The organism is Gordonia sp. McavH-238-E, from assembly GCF_022348225.1.
GTDB lineage: Bacteria > Actinomycetota > Actinomycetes > Mycobacteriales > Mycobacteriaceae > Gordonia > Gordonia terrae.
The window spans coordinates 95,509-115,876 of record NZ_JAKRFE010000016.1 but is presented as its reverse complement, the minus strand read 5'-3'; the positions used below and the strand labels follow the sequence as shown (position 1 = coordinate 115,876).

Sequence of the window (20,368 nt, the reverse complement as noted above, 5' to 3'; positions counted from 1 at the left end):
GCCATCCCAGCGTGACCTATGGAGAGCCGGATGCGGTGAAAGCCGCACGTCCGGTTCGGCGGTGCGGCCCCGGGAAATAGCCTGCGAGCAATCGCAGCCACTACGCCCGGGGCCGACACCAACTGGGCCGACGGCGGACGCACCGACCTCGACAACGGCTGCCTGCTCTGCCAACGCTGCCACACCCAAGTCCACCACCACGGCTGGGACATCATCCTCGGCTACGACCGCCACCCCTGGCTCATCCCACCCGCCTCGATCGACCCACACCGCAAACCCCTACCCGCCTACAACCGACGCACCATGCGACTCGACAACGCCGCCTGACCGCAACACACCTATAGCGCAGCACCTTCCGCACCCGGGCCTTACTCGGGACCGCGCTCGTACCTTGACAACTCCACAGTGAAACGGGCCCGGTCCGCGTTCCCGCTCGCACCATCGAGCGGGAACGCAGATCGTTGCGGCGCAGTCCTTCGGCGTGGTCGTTGTCGCGCCGGTCACCCTGCCTGACAGGTTCCGATCGCACCGCCCTGCAGCGCCACCTCCACCTTGCGCACGATCGAGCAGTCCGCCGGACCACTCCCGACGGTCCGCGTGGGTTCGACCCGCTTCACCGCAGGAGTCGGGGCCACCTGCCGGACGACGGGTGCGGCGACCTCGGGGACAACGGCAGGCGCGGGCGCCGCATGCTTCGCCTGATGTGGGACGACGACCCGTTCGGCCGACACCTCGGTGGTGTCCGCGCGCAGGTGCCGAGGCCCGCCGACCGGGACCTTCCAGCCCTTGTCGTAGCCGTGCGCGGCGCCGATCGCGACACCCGCCGCGACCGCGGGCAGCGCGACCAGGGTGGCGACCAAGGCCGTCCCCACCACTGGCCCGACGACGAGTCCGGTGGGCAGGAACGGGATTCCGAAGAGCAGACCGAGTCCACCGCCCACAACGCCACCGACCGCGAGGGCGAGGGGCGCGGCCACCCCGGCGCCGATGACGCCGCCCACTGCGGCGTCACCAACCATCTGTTCGGCCACCCGGTCCGCGCGGGCAGCCGGAACACCGTTGCTCCGCAACACATCCGAGATGCCCCGGACGATCTCACCGGACCCCGCCGTGATCTGGGCCGCCAGCTCCGGCGACAACGCGCTCGGCCGGGTCAGATCGAGGTTGCCGACCCGGACCCGGTCACCGGCATCGGCCGCGACCGGCACCATCACCTGGCCGAGCGGCCGTAGGTGCCGCGGCGACGGGACGACCGAGGGCGCCTCCGGCCACTGGCCGACCACGACCGGGCCGGCGTCCGACACCAACGCGGCGTCGACGTGCGCGACCCGGAAGGCGTTGCCGGGCAGCACCTCTCCTCCCGGCGTCGACGACGACGGAACCACCGGGACCGGTAGGGCGACACCGGGCGCGGCCGCCTGGGCGACGGCCGGGGCCGTCACGGTGAGCGATGCGGCCAATGCGCAGCCGAGCAAGGCCCCGGCCGGGCGGCGACCGCGCGGGCGTGGGCACCGGTGTGCGCCGGATTTGCCGATCTTGTCCATGGACGACCTCATTTCTTGATGGTGAACCGATCATCGTGAGAAAACGCTAACCCCGAACGGGCCTGCTGCGAGGCACTTTCGGACGTCAGATGGTTGTCGAGGACCGCTGCGATCCGCGCGATCGCCTCGTTCTCGGTCATCCCCAGATGGTGGGTGTCGACGTCGACATTCGTGATGCTCCCCCGGACGTATGGACCCCACCCGTCGGCACCCACCGCGTCCGGCCGCCGATCGCGCACGGCGGTGAAGTAGAGCACGTCGGTCTCGACGACCGGCGGATGCCAATCACCGGTCGCACGGATGAGCAGGTTGTAGGCGTCGGTCAGCCGCTCGATCGTCGCGGCGTCGATGCCGAGCCCGTCCCCGAGACGCTCGGCGATCTGTTCGGCAGCGCGTTCGGCGGTCGCGTCCGAACTCACGAAGTCGATGCCGAGCACCGGTCCGAGATTGCTGATCAGCTCGCCCGCCGTGACCGTGGTGATCGCCGAGGTGTCGACGCCGTCGGCCTCTGTGTCGAGCATCGCCAGCAGGGCGACCTCGTGACCGGCCGCCCGCATCTCGGCCGCGACCGCATGTGCGATCACCCCACCCAGCGACCAGCCCAGCAGGTGGTACGGGCCCTCGGACTGCACCGACCGGATCTCGTCGAAGTACCTGCGTGCGATCTCGGACATCGTGGCCGGACCGGGCACCTCGCCGCCGATCTGGGGCGCCTGCAGTCCATAGACCGGCCGGCCGGCCGGGATCTGCCGGCTCAACGTCTGGTAGCACCAGGACAGTCCGGATGCGGGATGGATGCAGAACAGCGGCGCCTGCTCGCCCTCCGGACGAATCGGGAGCAGGACATCGAGCCCCACGCCGCGTGACCCCGGGCCACCCGGCCCGGTCGCGGCAGCGTGGTCGGCATCGAACCCGTTGCGCATACCGGCCTCGATCCGCCGGGCCAGGTCGGCCGGGCTCGAATCGGACAGCATCCACCGGATCGGGATCTCGACGTGCAACTCGGTCTCCAGATCGTTGACCACCTGCACCGACCTCAGCGAATTGCCCCCGAGGGCGTAGAAGTCGTCGTCGGCCCCGACCCTGGGCACGCCGAGCACGTGCTCGAACGTCCGCGCGATCTCGGTCTCGAGCCACGACGAGGGTGCGCGGAACCCGGAGGCGTCGCGGGGCGGCTCCGGCAACCGCGCGCGGTCGAGCTTGCCCGACGCGGTGAACGGCAGCGAGTCGAGCACCATCACCGCGTTCGGCATCATGTATCCCGGTAGCGCCGCCGACGCGAAGGCGACGACCTCGGCGGTGTCCACCGATCCCGCCCCGTCGCGGTCCGACCCGACCGGCACCAGGTAGACGGTGAGATAGTCGACCGTGTCCGTCGAGGTGACCGCGGCCGCGGCGCGGGCGACATCCGGATGCCCGGCGAACACCGCCTCGATCTCGCCGAGTTCGATCCGGAGCCCACGTAGCTTGACCTGGAAGTCGCTGCGTCCCAGATACTCGAGCTCACCGGTTCGGCGTCGACGCACCAGGTCGCCGGTGCGATACATCCGGGCGCCGTCGACGAACGGGTCGGCCACGAAACGGTCGGCGGTGAGACCCGGGCGTCCGTGGTAACCCCGAGCCACCTGTGTCCCGGACAGATACAGGTCGCCGGTCACCCCCGGCGGCACCGGGCGCATCCGCGAATCCAGCACGTACGCGCGGGAATTCCACACCGGTACCCCCATCGGCACCGCCCCGTCGGCGGCCGTCCCCACCACGGACGACGTCGCGTGCACGGTGAACTCCGTCGGTCCGTAGAGGTTGTACATCTCCACTCCCGGCAGCGCGCGGCGGGCGGCGTCCACCACGTCGGGCCCGAACGCCTCGCCCGCCACGAGCAGGGTCCGCAGCGACGTCGCCCAACCGACGGGCAGGGCATCGGCGAACACCGCCAGCATCGACGGCACGAACGAGGTGATCGTGACCCGATGGGCGGACATGACCTCGGCCAGATATCGCGGATCGGTGTGGCCGTCCGGTCGCGCGATGACCAGACGGGCACCCACGGCCAATGTCGCGAACAGTTCCCACACCGACACGTCGAAGGTCGCAGGAGTCTTCTGCAGCACCACGTCCGCCGGGTTCAGCCCGTACTCGGCACTGATCCAGCGCACCTGGTTGACCACCGAGCGATGCGACACCGCAACGCCTTTGGGACGCCCTGTGGAGCCGGACGTGAACAGGACATAGGCAAGAGCATCCGGGTTCAGTGGTCCGGTCCGCATGTCGTCCGTCAGCGGCGAGTCGTCGAACCCCGTCAGGTCCACGGAGTCGAGTGACGACAGGACCAACACCGGCTGGGCGCACTCGATCATGTAGTCGATCCGTTCGGCCGGATGATCCGGGTCGATCGGCACGTAACCACCGCCCGCGGCGTGCACCGCGTACATCGCCGTCACCTGATCGAGCGAGCGCCGCATGCGGAGGGCGACCAGCGAATCCGGGCCCACTCCCTGTGCGATCATCCAGCGGGCCAGTCGATTCACCCGACCGGCGAACTCGGCGTAGCTCTGCGTGACCGCCCCCGAGATCACCGCGGTCTCCTCGGCGTGCGCCGCGGCAGCCGCCGCGAACATCGAGGCGAGGTTCTCGGCGGAATCCACATCGTGCGCCGACGCATTCGAACCCCGGAGTGCGGCATGTCGTTCGGCGTCGTCGAGCAGGTCGACGTCGTGGACGGCGCCGTCGGGGTCGGTCGTCATCGCCTCGAGCATCCCCACCAACCGGTCGACGAAGCGCTCCACGGTCGACCGGTCGAAGAGGTCGGACGCGAAGGTGACCCCCCCGGCGATGCCCGCAGGCGTGCCGTCCGGGTCATAGGCGTCGGCCACCGTCACCTGCAGGTCGAACAGGGCCAGCCCGGTGTCCGGCTCGACGGCCCGCACCGACAGTTCGGGCAGTTCGATGTCGGTGGTCGAGATGTTCTGGAACGCGAGCATCACCTGGAACAGCGGGTTGTGGGCGTCGGAGCGGACCGGATTGAGTTCGGAGACGAGCCGCTCGAACGGGACGTCGGCGTGACCGAATGCCGCGAGGTCGGTGTCGCGCACGTCATCGATCAACTGCGCGAACGACATCCCGCTTCGCACCCTCGTGCGCAGCACGAGGGTGTTGACGAACATCCCGATCAGGTCGTCGAGATCGCGTTCCCCGCGGCCGGCATACGGGGTGCCGACGGCGACGTCGTCGGTCGCGGCGAGTCGGGCGAGCAGGGCGGCCAGCGCGGCGTGGACGACCATGAACAGGGTCGTGTTGTGCGCGCGGGCCACCCGTTGCAGCCCGGCGTGCAGTTCGGCGTCGACGGTCAGACCGACGGAATCCCCGGCGTAGGACTGGGTGGCCGGGCGGGGCCGGTCGGTGGGTAGTTCGAGCAGCGGGGGCGTGTCGGCCAACTGTTCCGCCCAGTAGTCGATCTGCGCACGCAACAGCGAGTCCGGGTCCGACTCCGAGCCAAGGACCGCCCGCTGCCAGATCGCGTAGTCGGCATATTGCACCGGGAGCGGCATCCACCCGGGCGCCTCCCCCTGCACTCGCGCGACATAGGCCGACATGATGTCGCGCGCCAGGGGCGTCAACGACGAGCCGTCGCCGCCGATGTGGTGCAGCACGACGGCGAGCACCCACTCGTCGGCGCCGAGTTCGAAGAGCACGATCCGCGTCGACGCCTGGACGGTCAGGTCGAACGGCGTCCCGATCAGGTCCGCGATCGCCTGGTCCACCTCGGTTTCGGCGACCCGGGCGACCTCCATCGGGACGATGTCGGCCTCGGCCGGCAGGATCACCTGGGCCGGTTCCCCCTCGACGAAGGGGTAGACGGTGCGCAGGATCTCGTGACGGTCGATGACGTCGCCGATCGCCCGGTGGAGCGCGTCGACGTCGAGATCGCCGGACAGCCGCACCACGATGGGGATGCTGTACGCCGACGAGTCGGGTTCGATCCGATTGAGGAACCACATGCGTTGCTGGGCGTAGGACAGCGGAACCCGTTCCGGACGAGCGTGTGCCACCAGGCCGACCCGGCCCGTGTCGGCGTGGGATTCGGCGCGCGCCGCCAGTCGCGTCACCGTGGATGCCTCGAAGATCAGTGAGACCGGGATCGTCGTGTCCAGCGCCGCACCGATTCTCGCCACGACGCGGGTCGCGGCCAGACTGTTCCCACCCAGGTCGAAGAAGTCGTCATCGGCACCGACCGCGGCGTCGATGGACAGGACGTCGGCGTACACCCCTGCGACGATCTCCTCGACCGGTGTGGCGGGTGCGCGGAAGGTCCGGGTGGTGACGATGGGCGCGGGAAGGGCACGCCGGTCGAGTTTCCCGCTCGGCGTCAACGGGATCTCGTCGAGGACCACCACCGCGGCCGGGACCATGTACGACGGCAGGACCTCGCCGAGCCCGGCTCGCAACTTCTCGCCGGTCAGGGCGACACCGGGCGCAGGCACCACATAGGACACCAGGCGCATGCCGATACCGGCGTCGTGTCGGGGAACGGTGACGGCGAAGGCCACCGCGGCCAGTTCGGCCAAGGCGGTGTCGATCTCCCCGAGCTCGACCCGGAAGCCGTGGACCTTCACCTGGAAGTCGTTGCGTCCCAGGAACTCGAGCATCCCCTCGCGGTTCCGGCGAACGAGGTCGCCGGTCCGGTACGCGCGTTCTCCCGTCCGTCCGAAGGGATGGGCGACGAACCGCGCCGCCGACACCCCGGGACGGTTCAGGTAGCCGCGCGCCAGCGCGGGTCCGGACAGGTACAGTTCCCCGGCGACCCCGTCCGGCACGGGCTGCAGACGCGGGTCGAGTACGAGTGTCTGCATTCCGGCAAGTGCCGAGCCGATCGTCGAACGCTCCCCCACCTGCAATCCGGCCGTGGCGGTGGCCACGATGGTGGTCTCGGTCGGGCCGTACAGCACGCGGAACTGTCGGCCGCCGGCACGACTGGCACCCACCCACCGGCTCACCAGATCGGTGGGCACCTCGTCACCGCCCGAGAACACGACCCGCAGATCATCGAGACCGTCCGGGTCCACCGATGCCAGCGCGGCCGGCGTGACGAACGCGTGCGAGACGCGATGCCGACGGAGGAGATCCGCCAGTTCGCGACCGCCACGCATCCCGGTGGGCGCGACCACCAGCGCGGCCGCGGCACTCACTGCGAGCAGGATCTCCAGCAGCGAGGCGTCGAACGACGGGGAGGCGAAATGCAGGACCCGCGAGGAGGTTCCGGCCGCTCGGTCCACGTGCAGCGTGGCGAGATAGTCCGCGACGCCGGCGTGTGAGACGGCGACACCCTTCGGCACGCCGGTCGAGCCGGAGGTGAAGACGACCCACGCGATGTTCGCCGGTCGGACCGGGCACACCCGGTCGGACTGCGCGATCGGCGAGGACGGCAGTTCCTCGATCTCGGCGGCGGTCGCGGGGTCGTCGAGCACCACCCACTCGAGCGCATCGGGCAGCGCAGGGAGCGACTCACGCGTCGTGATACCGAGTGGCGCAACCGAATCGGTCACCATCTGGTCGATCCGTGCAGCCGGGTAGTGGGGATCCACCGGGACGTAGGGGGCACCCGACTTCACGACCGCCCACCATGCCACCACTGAGTCGACCGACCGCTCGACGGCCACCACCACCGGTCGTTCCGGTGCCGCTCCGCTCCGGATCAGCTGCCTGGCCAGTCGACTCGAGCGGCGATCGAGCTCACCGTAGGACACCTCGACGTCGCCGGCGATCACCGCCGCGCCGTCGGGATCGGCGTCGACGGCGGCCGCGAAGACCTCCGGCAGCAGGGTCGGCTCCGCCGCCGCACCCGATCCGACGACCGTGAGCAGTTCGGTGCGCTCGTCGTCACCGAGCCAGTCGATGTCACCGACGGGCGTCGACGCGTCGGTGACGATCGCGTCGAGCACGAACTCGAGCCGACGAACGAATCCCGCGACGGTCGCGGGGTCGAAGAGGTCGCGGGCGAACATCATCGTGCCGGCGATCCCCTGTGCCGCACCGTTGTCCGAGTACGACTCGGCCACGACCAGCTGGAGGTCGAACTGACAGATACCGGTGTCGGCCCGCGCACGGGACACGTGTAGGTCCGGCAGTTCGACGTCGACGCCGGACAGGTTCTGGAACGCCAGGGCGACCTGGAACAGCGGATGGTGGGCGGTGGACCGTTGCGGATTGAGCTCGGACACGATCCGCTCGAACGGGACGTCGGAGTGCTCGAAGGCGTCCAGGTCGACGTCACGCACACGGTCGAGCAACCCGGCGAACGACTCCGCCGCGTCGAGATCGGTCCGGAGCGCGAGCGTGTTCACGAACATGCCGACGAGCGGCTCCAGATCCGGTTCGCCGCGCCCGGCCACAGGTGCGCCGATCACGACGTCGTCGACCCCGCTCAACCGGCCGAGGACCGTCGCGAGCGCGGCATGCAGGACCATGAACAACGACGCGCCGTGTGAGCGGGCGAGGGCCAGCAGTTGCTCGTGGAGCCGAGCATCGATCGCCACCGGCACCTGACCGCCGGCCAGGGTCGCCACCGGCGGGCGCGGCCGGTCGGTGGGCAGATCGAGGACGTCCGGTGCACCGGCCATGGTCGCGCGCCAGAAGTCCAGCTGGGCGTGCATCATCGATGCCGGGTCATCGTCGCGTCCCAGCATCTGGCGTTGCCACAGGGCGTAATCGGCGTACTGGACCGCGAGCGGTTCCCAGGCCGGTTCCGCGCCGCCGAGCCGAGCGGCGTAGGACGTCATCACATCCTGCGCCAGCGGTGCCATCGACTGTCCGTCACCGGCGATGTGATGGACCACGAGTACGAGCAGGAAGCGTCCGTCGGTCGTCCGCCGGTGGTCTCGACCCCGCTCGTCCGGATCATCCACCGCGACCACTGCCACGCGCATCGGCACCGACGTGGTCACGTCGAATCCGCGGCGCACGAATCCGGCGACGACGTCCTCGACCTCGGTCGCCGGCACCCGGCGGGTCTCCACGGTCACCGGGGCCTCGTCGAGGATGAGTTGCCACGGGTCACCGTCGATCTCGGGATAGATCGTCCGCAGTACCTCGTGCCGTCGGACCACGTCGCCGAGCGCCCGCTCGAGTGCGGCGAGGTCCAGTCGCCCCGTCAGTTCGAGGACCACCGGGATGTTGTAGGCCGGCGACTCGGGCTCCATCCGGTTCAGGAACCACATCCGCTGTTGCGCGAGCGACAACGGAAGTCTCTCCGGGCGTTCGGAAGCCGCCAGCGGTGCGCGCCGGTCGTCGCCCAGCGATCCGACCGACTCGGCCAGGGCCGCAACGCCGGGCGATCGGAACACCGATCGAAGTGGGATCCGCACCCCGAGGACAGCTCCCAGCCGCGCGGTCACCACCGATGCGCTCAGCGAGTCACCGCCCAGGGCGAAGAAGTCGTCGTCGGCGCCCACCCGCGGCACTCCGAGGACCTCCTCGAACACGGCGGCCACCGCCGACTCGGCTCGGTTGGACGGTGCGCGGAACTCCCGAGCGGCGAAGACCGGTTCGGGCAGCCGACGCCGATCGAGCTTGCCGGTCGGGGTGAGCGGGATCTCGTCGAGGACGACGACCGCGGCGGGAACCATGTACGCGGGCAGCGTCTGCTCCAGGGATGCGCGGAGTTCGTCCCCGGACAGCGACACCCCCGGCGCGGCGGTCACGTACGACACCAGGCACTGCGGCGCTCCGTTCCCCCCATGCGGGACGGTCACGGCGTAGGCGACGTCCACGCGGGACCCGAGGCGCGCGTCGATCTCGCCCACCTCGACTCGTGTACCGCGCACCTTCACCTGGAAGTCGTTGCGTCCCAGATATTCCAGTTCACCGGATCGGGTGATCCGGACGAGATCGCCCGTCCGGTACATCCGGGCGCCGGGTACGTCGGCCGGGCAGGGCACGAAACGCACGGCCGTCGTCGCGGCACGCCCGACGTAGCCGTCGGCCAACCCGGGGCCGACAAGGTACAACTCGCCGACAACGCCCTGCGGGACCGGGCGCATCCACGAGTCGAGTACCACCGTGCCGACGGGTCCCACCGCGGTTCCGATCGTGATCGGACCGGCCACGCCCAACGGTGCGCTCGCGGTGGCCCAGATCGTGGACTCGGTCGGTCCGTAGAGGTTGACCATGCTCCGGCCGCCGGCCCAACGCCACACCAACTCGTGCCCCACGGGCTCACCCGCGGTGGCCAGCACACGAAGGCTGTCGAGACCTTCGGACGGCACGGTGGCCAGGGCCGACGGTGTCAGCACCGCATGGGAGATGTTCTCGCGCCGGATCAGATTCGCGAGGTCGGGCCCGCCGTAGACCTCCGGCGGCGACACGGCCAGCCGCCCGCCGGACCCGTGCGCCATCAACAGTTCGAACACGAAGGCGTCGAAGCTGGGCGATGCCACCTGGAGCACGGTCGACCGGTGGTCGACGCCGAGGACCGCGCGCTGGGCCGCGACGACCTGTGCCAGTCCGCGATGGGACACCACCACGCCCTTGGGCGTACCGGTGGACCCCGACGTGTAGATCACGTAGGCGGTGTCGGCGACCCGGATCGGGCCGCTCCGTTCGTCATCGGTGATCGGGTCGGCGGGTCTGACGCGCGCACGAGGAGACGAGTGCGGCCCGTCGAGAACGATCCAGTCGATGCTGTCGGGCAGCCCCGCCCGGCATGCGCCGATCGTGATCCCCAGCCCGGCGCGCGAATCGGCCAGCACGAACTCGATGCGTTCGGCGGGCAGGTTCGGATCCAACGGCAGGAAGGGTACTCCCGCCTTCGCCGCCGCCCAGATTGCGATCGCCGCCTCGACGGATCGTGGCAGAGCGCACGCCACGAGGCGATCCGTCGTGCGCCGCAGGATCTGTCGGGCCACCCGGTCGGACTCCGCGTCGAGCGCTCGATACGACATCGACGTCTGCCCACAGGTCACCGCGATCGCATCCGGATTCTGCCCGGTCGCGGCGGTGAGGATGTCGAGAAGGGTTGCCGGTGGCGCCGACTCGTCGGTCCGACCGACACCGGCCGGCCCCGCATGACGGAGGTCGCCGAGCCGTACACCGGGCCCGTCGGCGATCCGGGCCAGGCATTCCACGAAGTGGTCGGCGATCTCACGCGCGCGGGTCTCGTCGAACTCGTCGCGATGGAACCGCACCGTGACGCTGAGCCCCGGCTCGCCCTCGCCGCTGTCGATCTTCGGCGCCACGACGACGCTCAGCGGGTACGGCGTGGCGTCGAGTCCGGTGATGCCGTCGACGTGCAGACCGGCCGAGGTGACGAGCTGTTGCAACGCCTCCTCGCGCAGTGGGAACGACTGGAAGGCCAGCGCGGTGTCGAACAGATCCGACCGTCCCACCGCGCGGTGGATGGCCGGGAGTCCGACATAGTGGTGGTCGAGAACCAGCGCGTTCGCGTCCTGCACGTGAACCAGCAGGTCACGCAACGACATCGACGGATCGAGACGGACCCGGATCGGCGCGGTGCTGAGGAACATGCCCAACGCCCGTTCGACGCCGGGCAGCTCCGGCGGTCGCCCGGCCACGGCGGAGCCCAGCACCACGTCGGTGTCACCGGTGAGGGTCCGCAGGACGAGGGCCCAGGCCGCCGAGAGGGCGGTGCCGACGGTCACGGCGGAATCCGCGACCGCCGACCGCAGGCGCGCGTACTCCTGCTCGGGGAGTTCGGCGATGATCTCGCCGGCCGCGACCCCACTCATCGCGAGGCCGCTCCTGGTCACCCGGGTGGGTCCGTCGACGTCGGCGTAGGCGTGCGCCCACGCGGCCGTCGAGGCGTCGTGATCCTGCGCGTCGAGCCACGCGAGGTAGTTCCGGTACGACGACGCCGGGCCGGCCACGCCGATCTGCGCCGGATCTCCGTAGTACTGCAGGAGTTCGCCGAGCAACAGCGGCATCGACCAGCCGTCGAGGATCACGTGGTGGTTGGTGACATGGACCGCGTAGCGGTCGGTGTCGAGTCGCACGACAGTGAATCGGATGAGGGACGGCTCGGCGAGATCGAAACCCGCTCCGGCCTCGTCGGCGGCGATCCGACGCGCCGCTCCCCGGTCCTCGACCGCGGTGAGATCGACGCTCCGGAAACGAACCCCGACATCGCCGACGACGATCTGCCGGGGGCCCTGCGACGTCTGGACGAAAGCCGTCCGCAGGATGTCGTGCCGGTCCACGACGGCCTGAGCGGCGCGGCGCAGCAACTCCACGTCGAGCCGACCGGACAGGGCGATCGTCGATTGCACGGTGTAGTCGTCCACGGAGTCGGGATCGAGCGTCGAGTGGAAGTGGATCCCCGACTGCGTCGGCGACAGCGGCCACACATCCGTGAGCGCCGGGTACCGCCGTCGCAGGCTCTCGAGGTCGCCGTGCGGCAGCTGCTCGAGGTGCGACCCCGAATGTGCGACATCGACTTCGGCGCCCACACCCGTCGACAGGACGTCGGTGTCCGGCCCGTTCGCCTCGCTTCCCGTGCCGGTGTCGCCGATTCCGGTCGCGACGGCGGCAAGGGCGGCGACGGTCTTCGCCTCGAAGACCGCACGGGGGGTGATGGACAGGCCGGCCGCCTTCGCTGCCGCGACCAGCTGCATCGAGACGATGCTGTCGCCGCCGAGCGTGAAGAAATTGTCGTCGGCGGTGACGTCCTCGAGCTGCAACACCTCGGCGAACAGAGCGGCGATGATCCGCTCCGTCGGTGTCCCCGGCGCTCGCCCGCCCCCGCTCTCGGCGCGGAAGTCGCACTGCCGCAGCGCTTTCGTGTCGACCTTGCCGGATCGGGTGACGGGCATCGACTCCAGTTCGATGATCGCCGCGGGAACCATATACTGCGGCAACGTGTTCGCGAGATCGTCATGCAGTCCGTGCACGTCCAGCGTCTCGTCGGGCGTCCCGACGACGTAGGACACGATGACCGGACGGCCCGAATGTCCGCGCTGGAGCACCGTGGCTGCCTGGGCGACACCGGCGTTGCGCACGAGGTGGGCGTCGATGTCCCCGGTCTCGATCCGCAGGCCGTGGACCTTCACCTGCTGGTCGTTGCGGCCCAGGTACTCCAGCCGCAAGGCGTCGTCCACGCGCACCCACCGCACGGCATCGCCGGTGCGATACAGGCGTTCTCCCGGGGCCCGCAGTGGGTCGGCGACGAACCGCGCCGCGCTGACGCCCGGGCGGTCGAAGTAGCCGCGCGCGAGTCCGGGACCACCGAGATAGAGTTCGCCGACCACACCGACGGGCACCGGACGCAGCCAGGTGTCGAGCACGAACGCCGAGACGCCTCGGATCGGCTCCCCGATCGTCACCGGCTCACCGGGCCGGAGGTCGTCGGCGCCGGTCGCCCAGATCGTGCTCTCGGTGGGGCCGTAGTGATTCATCAGCCGACGCCCCGGCGACCACCGGTTCACGATGTCCGCACCCGTCGCCTCGCCGACCACCGCGATGATCCGCAGCGCCGGCAGTCGGGACGGGTCCATCGTGTTGAGCACCGTCGGCGTGATGATCGCGTGGGAGACCCGCTCGATCCGCAGCAGGTCCTCGAGATCGGAGCCGCCGTAGACCTCGGGCGGCGCGACGACCAGGCACGCGCCGGCACTGTGCGCGACCAGCACTTCCGAGACACAGGCGTCGAACCCCGGCGAGGCGACCTGCAGGATCGTCGAATCCTGGTGCACCGCGAACGATTCCGCGTATTCGACGACCCGATCGGCGAGACCGCGATGGGTGATGTGGACGGCCTTGGGCCGGCCGGTGGAGCCGGAGGTGAAGATGAGGTAGGCCGCGTTGTCCGGCCGGAGCGGGCGGGGGTCGACCGGCCGGTCCGGCAGTGCGGTGTCGTCGCCCAGCGGGAGCGAGCCGGGGCCGACGAGGGTCAGCCACTCGACCGTGTCCGGGAGGTTCGGCACGACGGCGTCGACGGTCACCCCGATGGTGGATCGCGCATCGGCGAGCAGTTCGGCGATGCGATAGGCGGGATTGCCCGGGTCGACGGCGACGAAGGCCGCCCCGGTCCGCGCGACCGCCCAGATCGCCACGATGAGCGCGGCCGATCGCGGGACCGCCAGCGCCACCGAGTTTTCCGGGCCGGCGCCGCGGGCGGCGAGGTCGGCGGCGAGTCGGTCGCTGCGGTCCGCGAGTTCGCGGTAGGTCATGGTCGCGCCGTCGGCGCGCACGGCGGGCGCCTCGGGGTGCCGGCGTGCGGTGTCGGCGAGGATGTCCCGGAGCACGCGCGCTGACACCGGGGGTGGCCCCTCGATCGGACACAGGGCGGCGCGTTCGGTGTCCCAGCACGAGGCCAGCGCGGCGACCGTGCGGCCGGGTTCGGCGACGATCTGCCGCAGCAGGAGCACGAACCGCTCGAGCAGCACGTCTGCGGACTCCGCGTCGAGCCGGTCCACGGCGTACTTCAGCAGAAGTTCATAGGTACCGGGCTGATCGGTGGCCGAACGGTCCGAGCTTCCCGGCCGGGGCGGCGTGACCTGGAGGCTCACCGGATACGGGGTGGCGTCGTGCGCGGCGAGACCGTTCCATCGCAGGCCCGCGTCGGCGAGCATGCGGTTGATCTCGTCCGGATCGAGGGGGTAGGACTCCAGCACCGTGGCGGTGTCGAACATGTCGGCCACCCCGGTCACCCGCTGGAGCTCGGCCAGGCCGATGTCGCGGTGGTCGAGCATCGCCGCCTGCTCGGACTGGGCCCGCGTCAGGAGATCGACGACGCGCTCGTCCGGGCGGAGCCGGATCCGCACCGGCAGGGTGTTGATGAACAATCCGATCATCTGCTCGATGCCCGGGATCGAGGCGGGACGATCGGACACCGTGTTGCCGAACACGACGTCGGACCGGCCGGTCATGATCGAGAGCAGCAGGGCCCACGCCACCTGGATCGAGGTATTGGCGGTGACGCCGTGGGCGCGTGCGAGTCCCGCGATCGCCTCCGTCGTCGCCCTGTCGAGTTCGAGGCAGGTCTCGCCGATCTCGCCGGTGGTGCCCCGTTCCGGCACTCCGGTGAGTCGCGTCGGACTCTCGATGCCGGCGAGGGTCTCCTGCCACGCGCGCGTCGTCGCATCGTGGTCGCGGGTGTGCAGCCACTGCAGGTAGTCCCGGAACGTCCGAGGACCCGGGAGTCCGGTGTCGCCGGCCTTCCCGCCGTCGGTCAGGTACAGGCGCAACAGCTCGGAGATGAGTACCGGCATCGACCAGCCGTCGAGCACGATGTGGTGGTTGGTGATCGACAGCACGTACTCGTCGGTGTCTGATGTGCCGACGGTGTCGGCGGTGTCCGATGTGCCGACGGTGTCGGCGGTGTCGCCACATGCGACCCGCGCGAGCCGGAAACGCAGCAGGGGCGGGTGTGCCAGGTCGAAGGGCCCGGCCGACTCGGCGATGAGCCGCCGCAGTGCCCGGTCTCGGTCGTCGGCGTCGCCGATGCCGGTGAGGTCGGAGTCCGACCAGTCGACGGCCACGTCGTCGAGGAGGATCTGGCGTGGCCCGGCGCCGGTCTCGACGAACGCGACGCGGAGACTGTCGTGCCGATCGATCAACGCCTGCGCGGCCCGTCGCATCCGTTCGGGTCGCAGGCGCCCGCCCAGTCGCAATTCGGCCTGCACGGTGTAGCCGTCGGCGGCGTCGTCGTAGGTCGCGTGGAACAACAGGCCGGACTGCAGCGCGGTGAGCGGCCACACGTCGACCATCGACGGGTGGGCCACCGCCCAGCGATCGATGTCGGCCTGACTGACCGAGACCAAGGGGAAGTCCGACGGCGTGTGACCGCCGGCCGTCCCGGACCGGACGTGTTGGGCGAGACCCTTGAGCGCCTGCGCCCACAGCGCGGCCAGTTCTTCGACGTCGACCCGGTCGAGCACCAGCGAGGCGTACTCCCAGCCGACGTCGAGTTCGGCGCCGGCCGGGCCCGGTTCGGCGATCGCGTTGATGTCGATGAGGGCGGGCAACGCCATCCACGGGTCGCCGGTACCTGCCAGCGCGTCGAATCCGCGCGCCGGCATCCACGGGCCGGAGTGTTCGCCGGTCCCCATCCGGCCCAGATAGTTGAGGCTGATCTGGGGTTCGGGCCGGTCTCCCAAGACGTCGCGGCCGGTCGGATCGAGGTACCGGACCAGTCCGTAACCGATCCCGTGATCGGGCGCGGCCCGGAGCTGTTCCTTGATCTGCTTGATCGCCAGCCCCGCCGACGCACCGCCGGTGAAGGCGTCCTCGAGGTCGACGCCCTGCAGCTCGAGCCGGACCGGGAAGCGTGCGGTGAACCAGCCCACCGTCGAGGTGAGGTCCGCGCCGGGTACCGCGGCCTCTTCGCGACCGTGACCTTCGAGGGCGATCAGTTCGCTGCCGTCGGTCTGGCCGTGCCTGCGGCGCCACTGCGCGAGAGCGAGGGCGAGGGCCGCCAGCAGCGGATCGTTGGCACCGCCGTGGAACCGCGCGGGGATGGTGGTGAGGACCGCCTCGGTCACATCCGCCGGAATCCGCATCCGGAGCCGGCCGGCGGTGGCGACGATGTCGCGATCCGGGTCGAGTGCGCGACGACCGAGCAACCGGTCCGCCGGTGCGACGACCCCCGTCCATCGGTCGAGTTCGGCCGCGGCACGCGACGGAGCCTGCTCGACGAGGCCGTGGACCCAGCGCCGCACCGAGGTCGTCGGCAGGCCGAGGTTCGGCACGTCCCCCTCCCGGATCTGATGCCAGGCCGTGACCAGGTCGGCGAGGATGATGCGCCAGGAGACGCCGTCGACGGCCAGGTGGTGGATGACCAGCCACATCAGGTCGGGCGCGGAGTGCTCGCGGTCCTGCAACCAGACGAACCTCACCAGCACGCCGGCACGCGGGTCGAGCCGGTCGGCCGCGGCCTGGAGGTGCCGGTCGATCTCCTCGGCACCCCGCTGTTCGAGCCACGTGTGCTCCAGCACCTCGTCCGCGTCGACCGCGCCGGGCGGCCGGACGACCACGTGCGGCTGGTCCGCCAGATCGTCGACGAGTACGGCGCGAAGGATGTCGTGCCGATCCAGGACGGCGGTCAGCGTGCGGACCAGCTCGTCGCGCCCGACGGTGTCCGGGAGTTCGACCAGCGCCGCCTGTCCGAAGCGGTCGATGGGACCACGGTCGAGCATCGCGTGCATGATCGGCGACAGCGGCAGAGACCCGATGGCACCGCCGGGCAGCTCGCGCAACCCGGCGTCGTCGGCGACCTCGGACGCCATCGCGGCAAGTGCCGCAACGGTTTTGTGCTCGAACACGTCCTGGGTCGTGAACGCCAGGCCGCTCGCCTTCGCCCGCGCCACGAGCTGGATCGAGAGGATGCTGTCACCGCCGAGAACGAAGAAGCTGTCGTCGGCACCCACCCCCGCAACTCCCAGGACGTCCGAGAAGAGCTGCGCCAGTTGATATTCCCTGGGCGTGGACGGCGGTCGCCCAGACCGGGCGGCGGCGAACACCGGTGCGGGGAGGGCACGCCGGTCGACCTTGCCGAACGGGTTCAGCGGCAGGGCGTCGAGCGTCGTGATCACGGCCGGGACCAGGTGCGGTGGCAGACAGTCACGCGCGAACCGCTCCAGCTCCGCCGGCTCGGGCCGCGGCCCCGCCGCCGGCACCACATACGACGCCAGCACGGTCGTGCCCGCATGATTGCGCACCGGCACGGTGACGGACTGTTCCACCTGGGCGTGGCCGGTGAGGGCGGCATCGATCTCGCCGGGCTCGATCCGGTACCCACGGATCTTCAGCTGGAAGTCGGTGCGACCCAGCAACTCCAGCGACGGCGACGCCGACGCACCGACCCAACGCGCGAGATCGCCGGTCCGGTACATCCGTTCGCCCGGGGCGCCATTCGGATGGGCGACGAAACGAGCCGCGGTCTGACCGGAGAGGTGCGCGTATCCGCGCGCCAGACCGGGGCCGGCGAGGTACAGCTCGCCCGCCGTCCCCACCGGCACCGGCTGGAGCGCGTGGTCGAGGACCATCACCGAGGTCCCGCGGATGGGGCCCCCGACGGTGACATCGCCGTCGGTTTCGACCACCGAACTCGCGGCCGTGATCGTCGCCTCGGTCGGCCCGTACTCGTTGATCATCGTCGCCGATCGCGTCCACCGTTCGACGACATGCGGCGCGCATCTGTCGCCCCCGACGACGACCGTCTGCAGTCCCGCCAGCGGTTCCGGCTCGACGGTCGCCAGCATCGCCGGGGTCAGGGTCAGGTGGGTCACGCGCTCGTCGGAAAGCAGCCGTGTGAGCCGCTCCCCGCCGATGACCTCCGGCGGGACGATGACCAAGGCGGCGCCGGCCGCGAAGCAGGTCAGGAGTTGTTCCATCGACGCATCGAAACTCGGGGACAGCGCATAGGACACCCGTGAGTCCGGTCCGAGGCCGTACGCGTCGGTCCGGTCGGCGACGAGACTCGCCAGACCGGCATGGGTGACCTGCACGCCCTTCGGCACGCCGGTCGAACCGGACGTGTAGGTCATGTACGCGACGTTCTCGAGTCGTGGACGCGTTGCGAAGTCGCCGTCGTCTGCCCCGTCGTGGTCGCCGGGGTCGGTGTCCGTCGACAGGTCACCGAGGTCGATCCGGACCGCCGCCGGCGGCACTCGATCGGCGAGGTCGTCGACGGTGATCGCAGCCCGGGCACCGCTGTCGGCGACGATGTGCTCGATCCGCTTGCGCGGGTATTCCGGATCCACCTGGACGATCGCGGCCCCGGTCTTCGCGATCGCCCAGACGGCCACGACGGTGCCCAGGGATCGTGGCAGCAGGATGGCCACCGAGGTCTCGGGCTCGCAACCGGCGGCGAGCAACCGACGCGCGAGCCGCGACGAGGCGGCGTCGAGTTCGCGGTAGGTCATGCTCCGCCCCGAGGCGCAGATCGCGATTGACTCTCGGTGCCGCGCAACCGTATCGGCGAGGACATCGGCCAGCACCCGCGGCGCTGCGGGGTCGGCGCCACGGACCGGGAGCAACGCCGAGCGCTCCTGCTCGTCGAGCAATGGAAGTCGTCCCACGTGGTCGCCGGGCGCCCCGCCGAGGAACTCGTGCAGGAACATCAGGAACCGGCGGTGGTGCGCGGTGAGCTCGTCGGGTGTGTAGATGTTCGGATTGCCCTGCAGGTCGATGTGTGTGCTGCTCTTGCCCGCACCCGGGTAGATGTTGACGAACAGATCGGACGTCGGGCCGGACGTCAGGACGTGCAGGCGCCCGGTGACCCCACCCAGGACGACCTCGCTGTCGACCATCATGAGATTCACCGCGGGCCCGAAGGAGGCCGACTCGTCGCGGGCCATCCCCATGTCGGCGAAGATGTCCTCCTGGCGGTACCGCTGGCGGCGCAGGGCGCTCAGCAATTCCCCCTGCACGGAGGTCACCACGCCGCCGAGGGTGCGCCCCGCGACCGGGACGCGCAGCGGCACCACATTCGCCACCATGCCGCCGGACCTGCGCAGCACGGCCGAGTGCCGACCGGACACCGGCAGGCTGAGGAGCACCTCGGCGCTTCCCGTCATCCGCGCGAGGTACGCGGCGAAGGCCGCGACGATCACCGGGGTGACTCCGCCTCCCTCATGCGCGGCGGCGTCGAGGCGCTGTGCCGTGCCCTCCGGAATCGGCGCGCTCACCAGGATCGGGTGCAGGGTCGGCTTGCCGTGCCGGCCGGCGAGCGTGACGACCGGCGGAGCGCCCTCGAGGTGCTCGCTCCAGTACTTCCGATCGTTGTCGTGACGAGTCGACCCCGGGTACGACGCATCCTGGTCGACGATGTCGGCGATGTCGCTCGCCGTCGACGGCGGCGCCGGGTCGCCGCGAACGGCGGCGTTGTACAACTCGGTGATGCGCCGGACCATCGTGACGGCGGCGAACCCGTCGAGCGCGATGTGATGGGCGCGGAGGTACCAGATGTAGTGCTCGTCCCCGACGCGGTAGACGATGCTCGTCATCAGGTGATCCGCCAGCAGATCGAGCGGTGTGGTGTAGTCGCGCACCATCATTCGATGAGCGGTGGCGATCGGATCGGGCTCGTCCCGGAGGTCCACGGTGCGCACCGGGGCGCCCTGTGCGGCGACGTACTGTCGTGGTTCGCCGTCGACGACGGTCAAGCGCAGGTGTCCCGATCCGAATTCCCGCCCCGTGGTCCGGCAGACCGTGGCCAGCAACTCGGTGTCCAGTGCGCCGTCGATGTCGACGTATTGCGCCACCGAGATCGGCAGATCACCCGCGAGGTGCTGAGCGAACCAGATCCCCCGCTGCGCGGCGGACAGCGGCAACGAGTCGATGCCGTCCCCCGGTCTCGTCGGGGCGGCGGCCGGTGGCCGGGTCGATGGCCCCGCGGGCGGGTTGACGATGTCCTTGTCGGAGATGGTCACGTGGCCTCCATGCGTTCGTGTCGATCGCACTCGTCCGGGGTTCGGGACGACCCGGGCGGACCCCGCAGACCACGGGACGAAAGATCTCGTCACCCGCGCAAGATCAAGCCAAGTAAGCCCCCCTGGAGAGCTGTCGCCCCGTCGACAAATCGGACCATACTCCCGATAAACATTCGCCGACATCAATTTTCGACAAAGGCAAAATGCCGGTAAAGGCATCTTAATGACATGGGACAAATGGTCTCGAAAGCGTCACGAAAGATCGATTGGTCTCATCAGATGAGTTTTCGGAAAAGGGTGGATTCTTGCCCATGTCTCTGATTTTCAGCTGTGCGATCGGTAAAACCGAATCCGGATTCATCAGAAAGTCAGTGTTTGTCAAACAACAAGTGCTGGTTGATCTTTGGTGACCAGGACCGATTGCGTCAATACGCCCTTTGACGA

Annotated in this window: 2 protein-coding genes and 1 pseudogene; 1 reads left to right on the top strand and 2 read right to left on the bottom strand. The window is 70.0% G+C overall.

Going from position 1 to position 20,368, the window contains the following annotated elements:
* Positions 1-120: 120 nt before the first annotated feature.
* A pseudogene (locus MHN80_RS21330) lies at positions 121-327 on the top strand (HNH endonuclease); the annotation flags it as partial.
* 173 nt (positions 328-500) lie between these two features.
* Here the strand turns inward: MHN80_RS21330 and MHN80_RS21325 are convergent.
* Positions 501-1,556, bottom strand: a complete 1,056-nt coding sequence (locus MHN80_RS21325) for a hypothetical protein (RefSeq protein WP_239403564.1) — start codon at positions 1,554-1,556, stop codon at positions 501-503.
* Positions 1,553-19,924, bottom strand: a complete 18,372-nt coding sequence (locus MHN80_RS21320) for an amino acid adenylation domain-containing protein (protein WP_239403563.1) — start codon at positions 19,922-19,924, stop codon at positions 1,553-1,555. Before MHN80_RS21320 ends, MHN80_RS21325 begins: the two co-directional genes overlap by 4 nt.
* Positions 19,925-20,368 lie beyond the last annotated feature (444 nt).

Coding starts and splice junctions, on each gene's coding strand:
- MHN80_RS21325 (WP_239403564.1), bottom strand. CDS start 1,556: ATGAGGTCGTCCATGGACAAGATCGGCAAATCCGGCGCACACCGGTGC.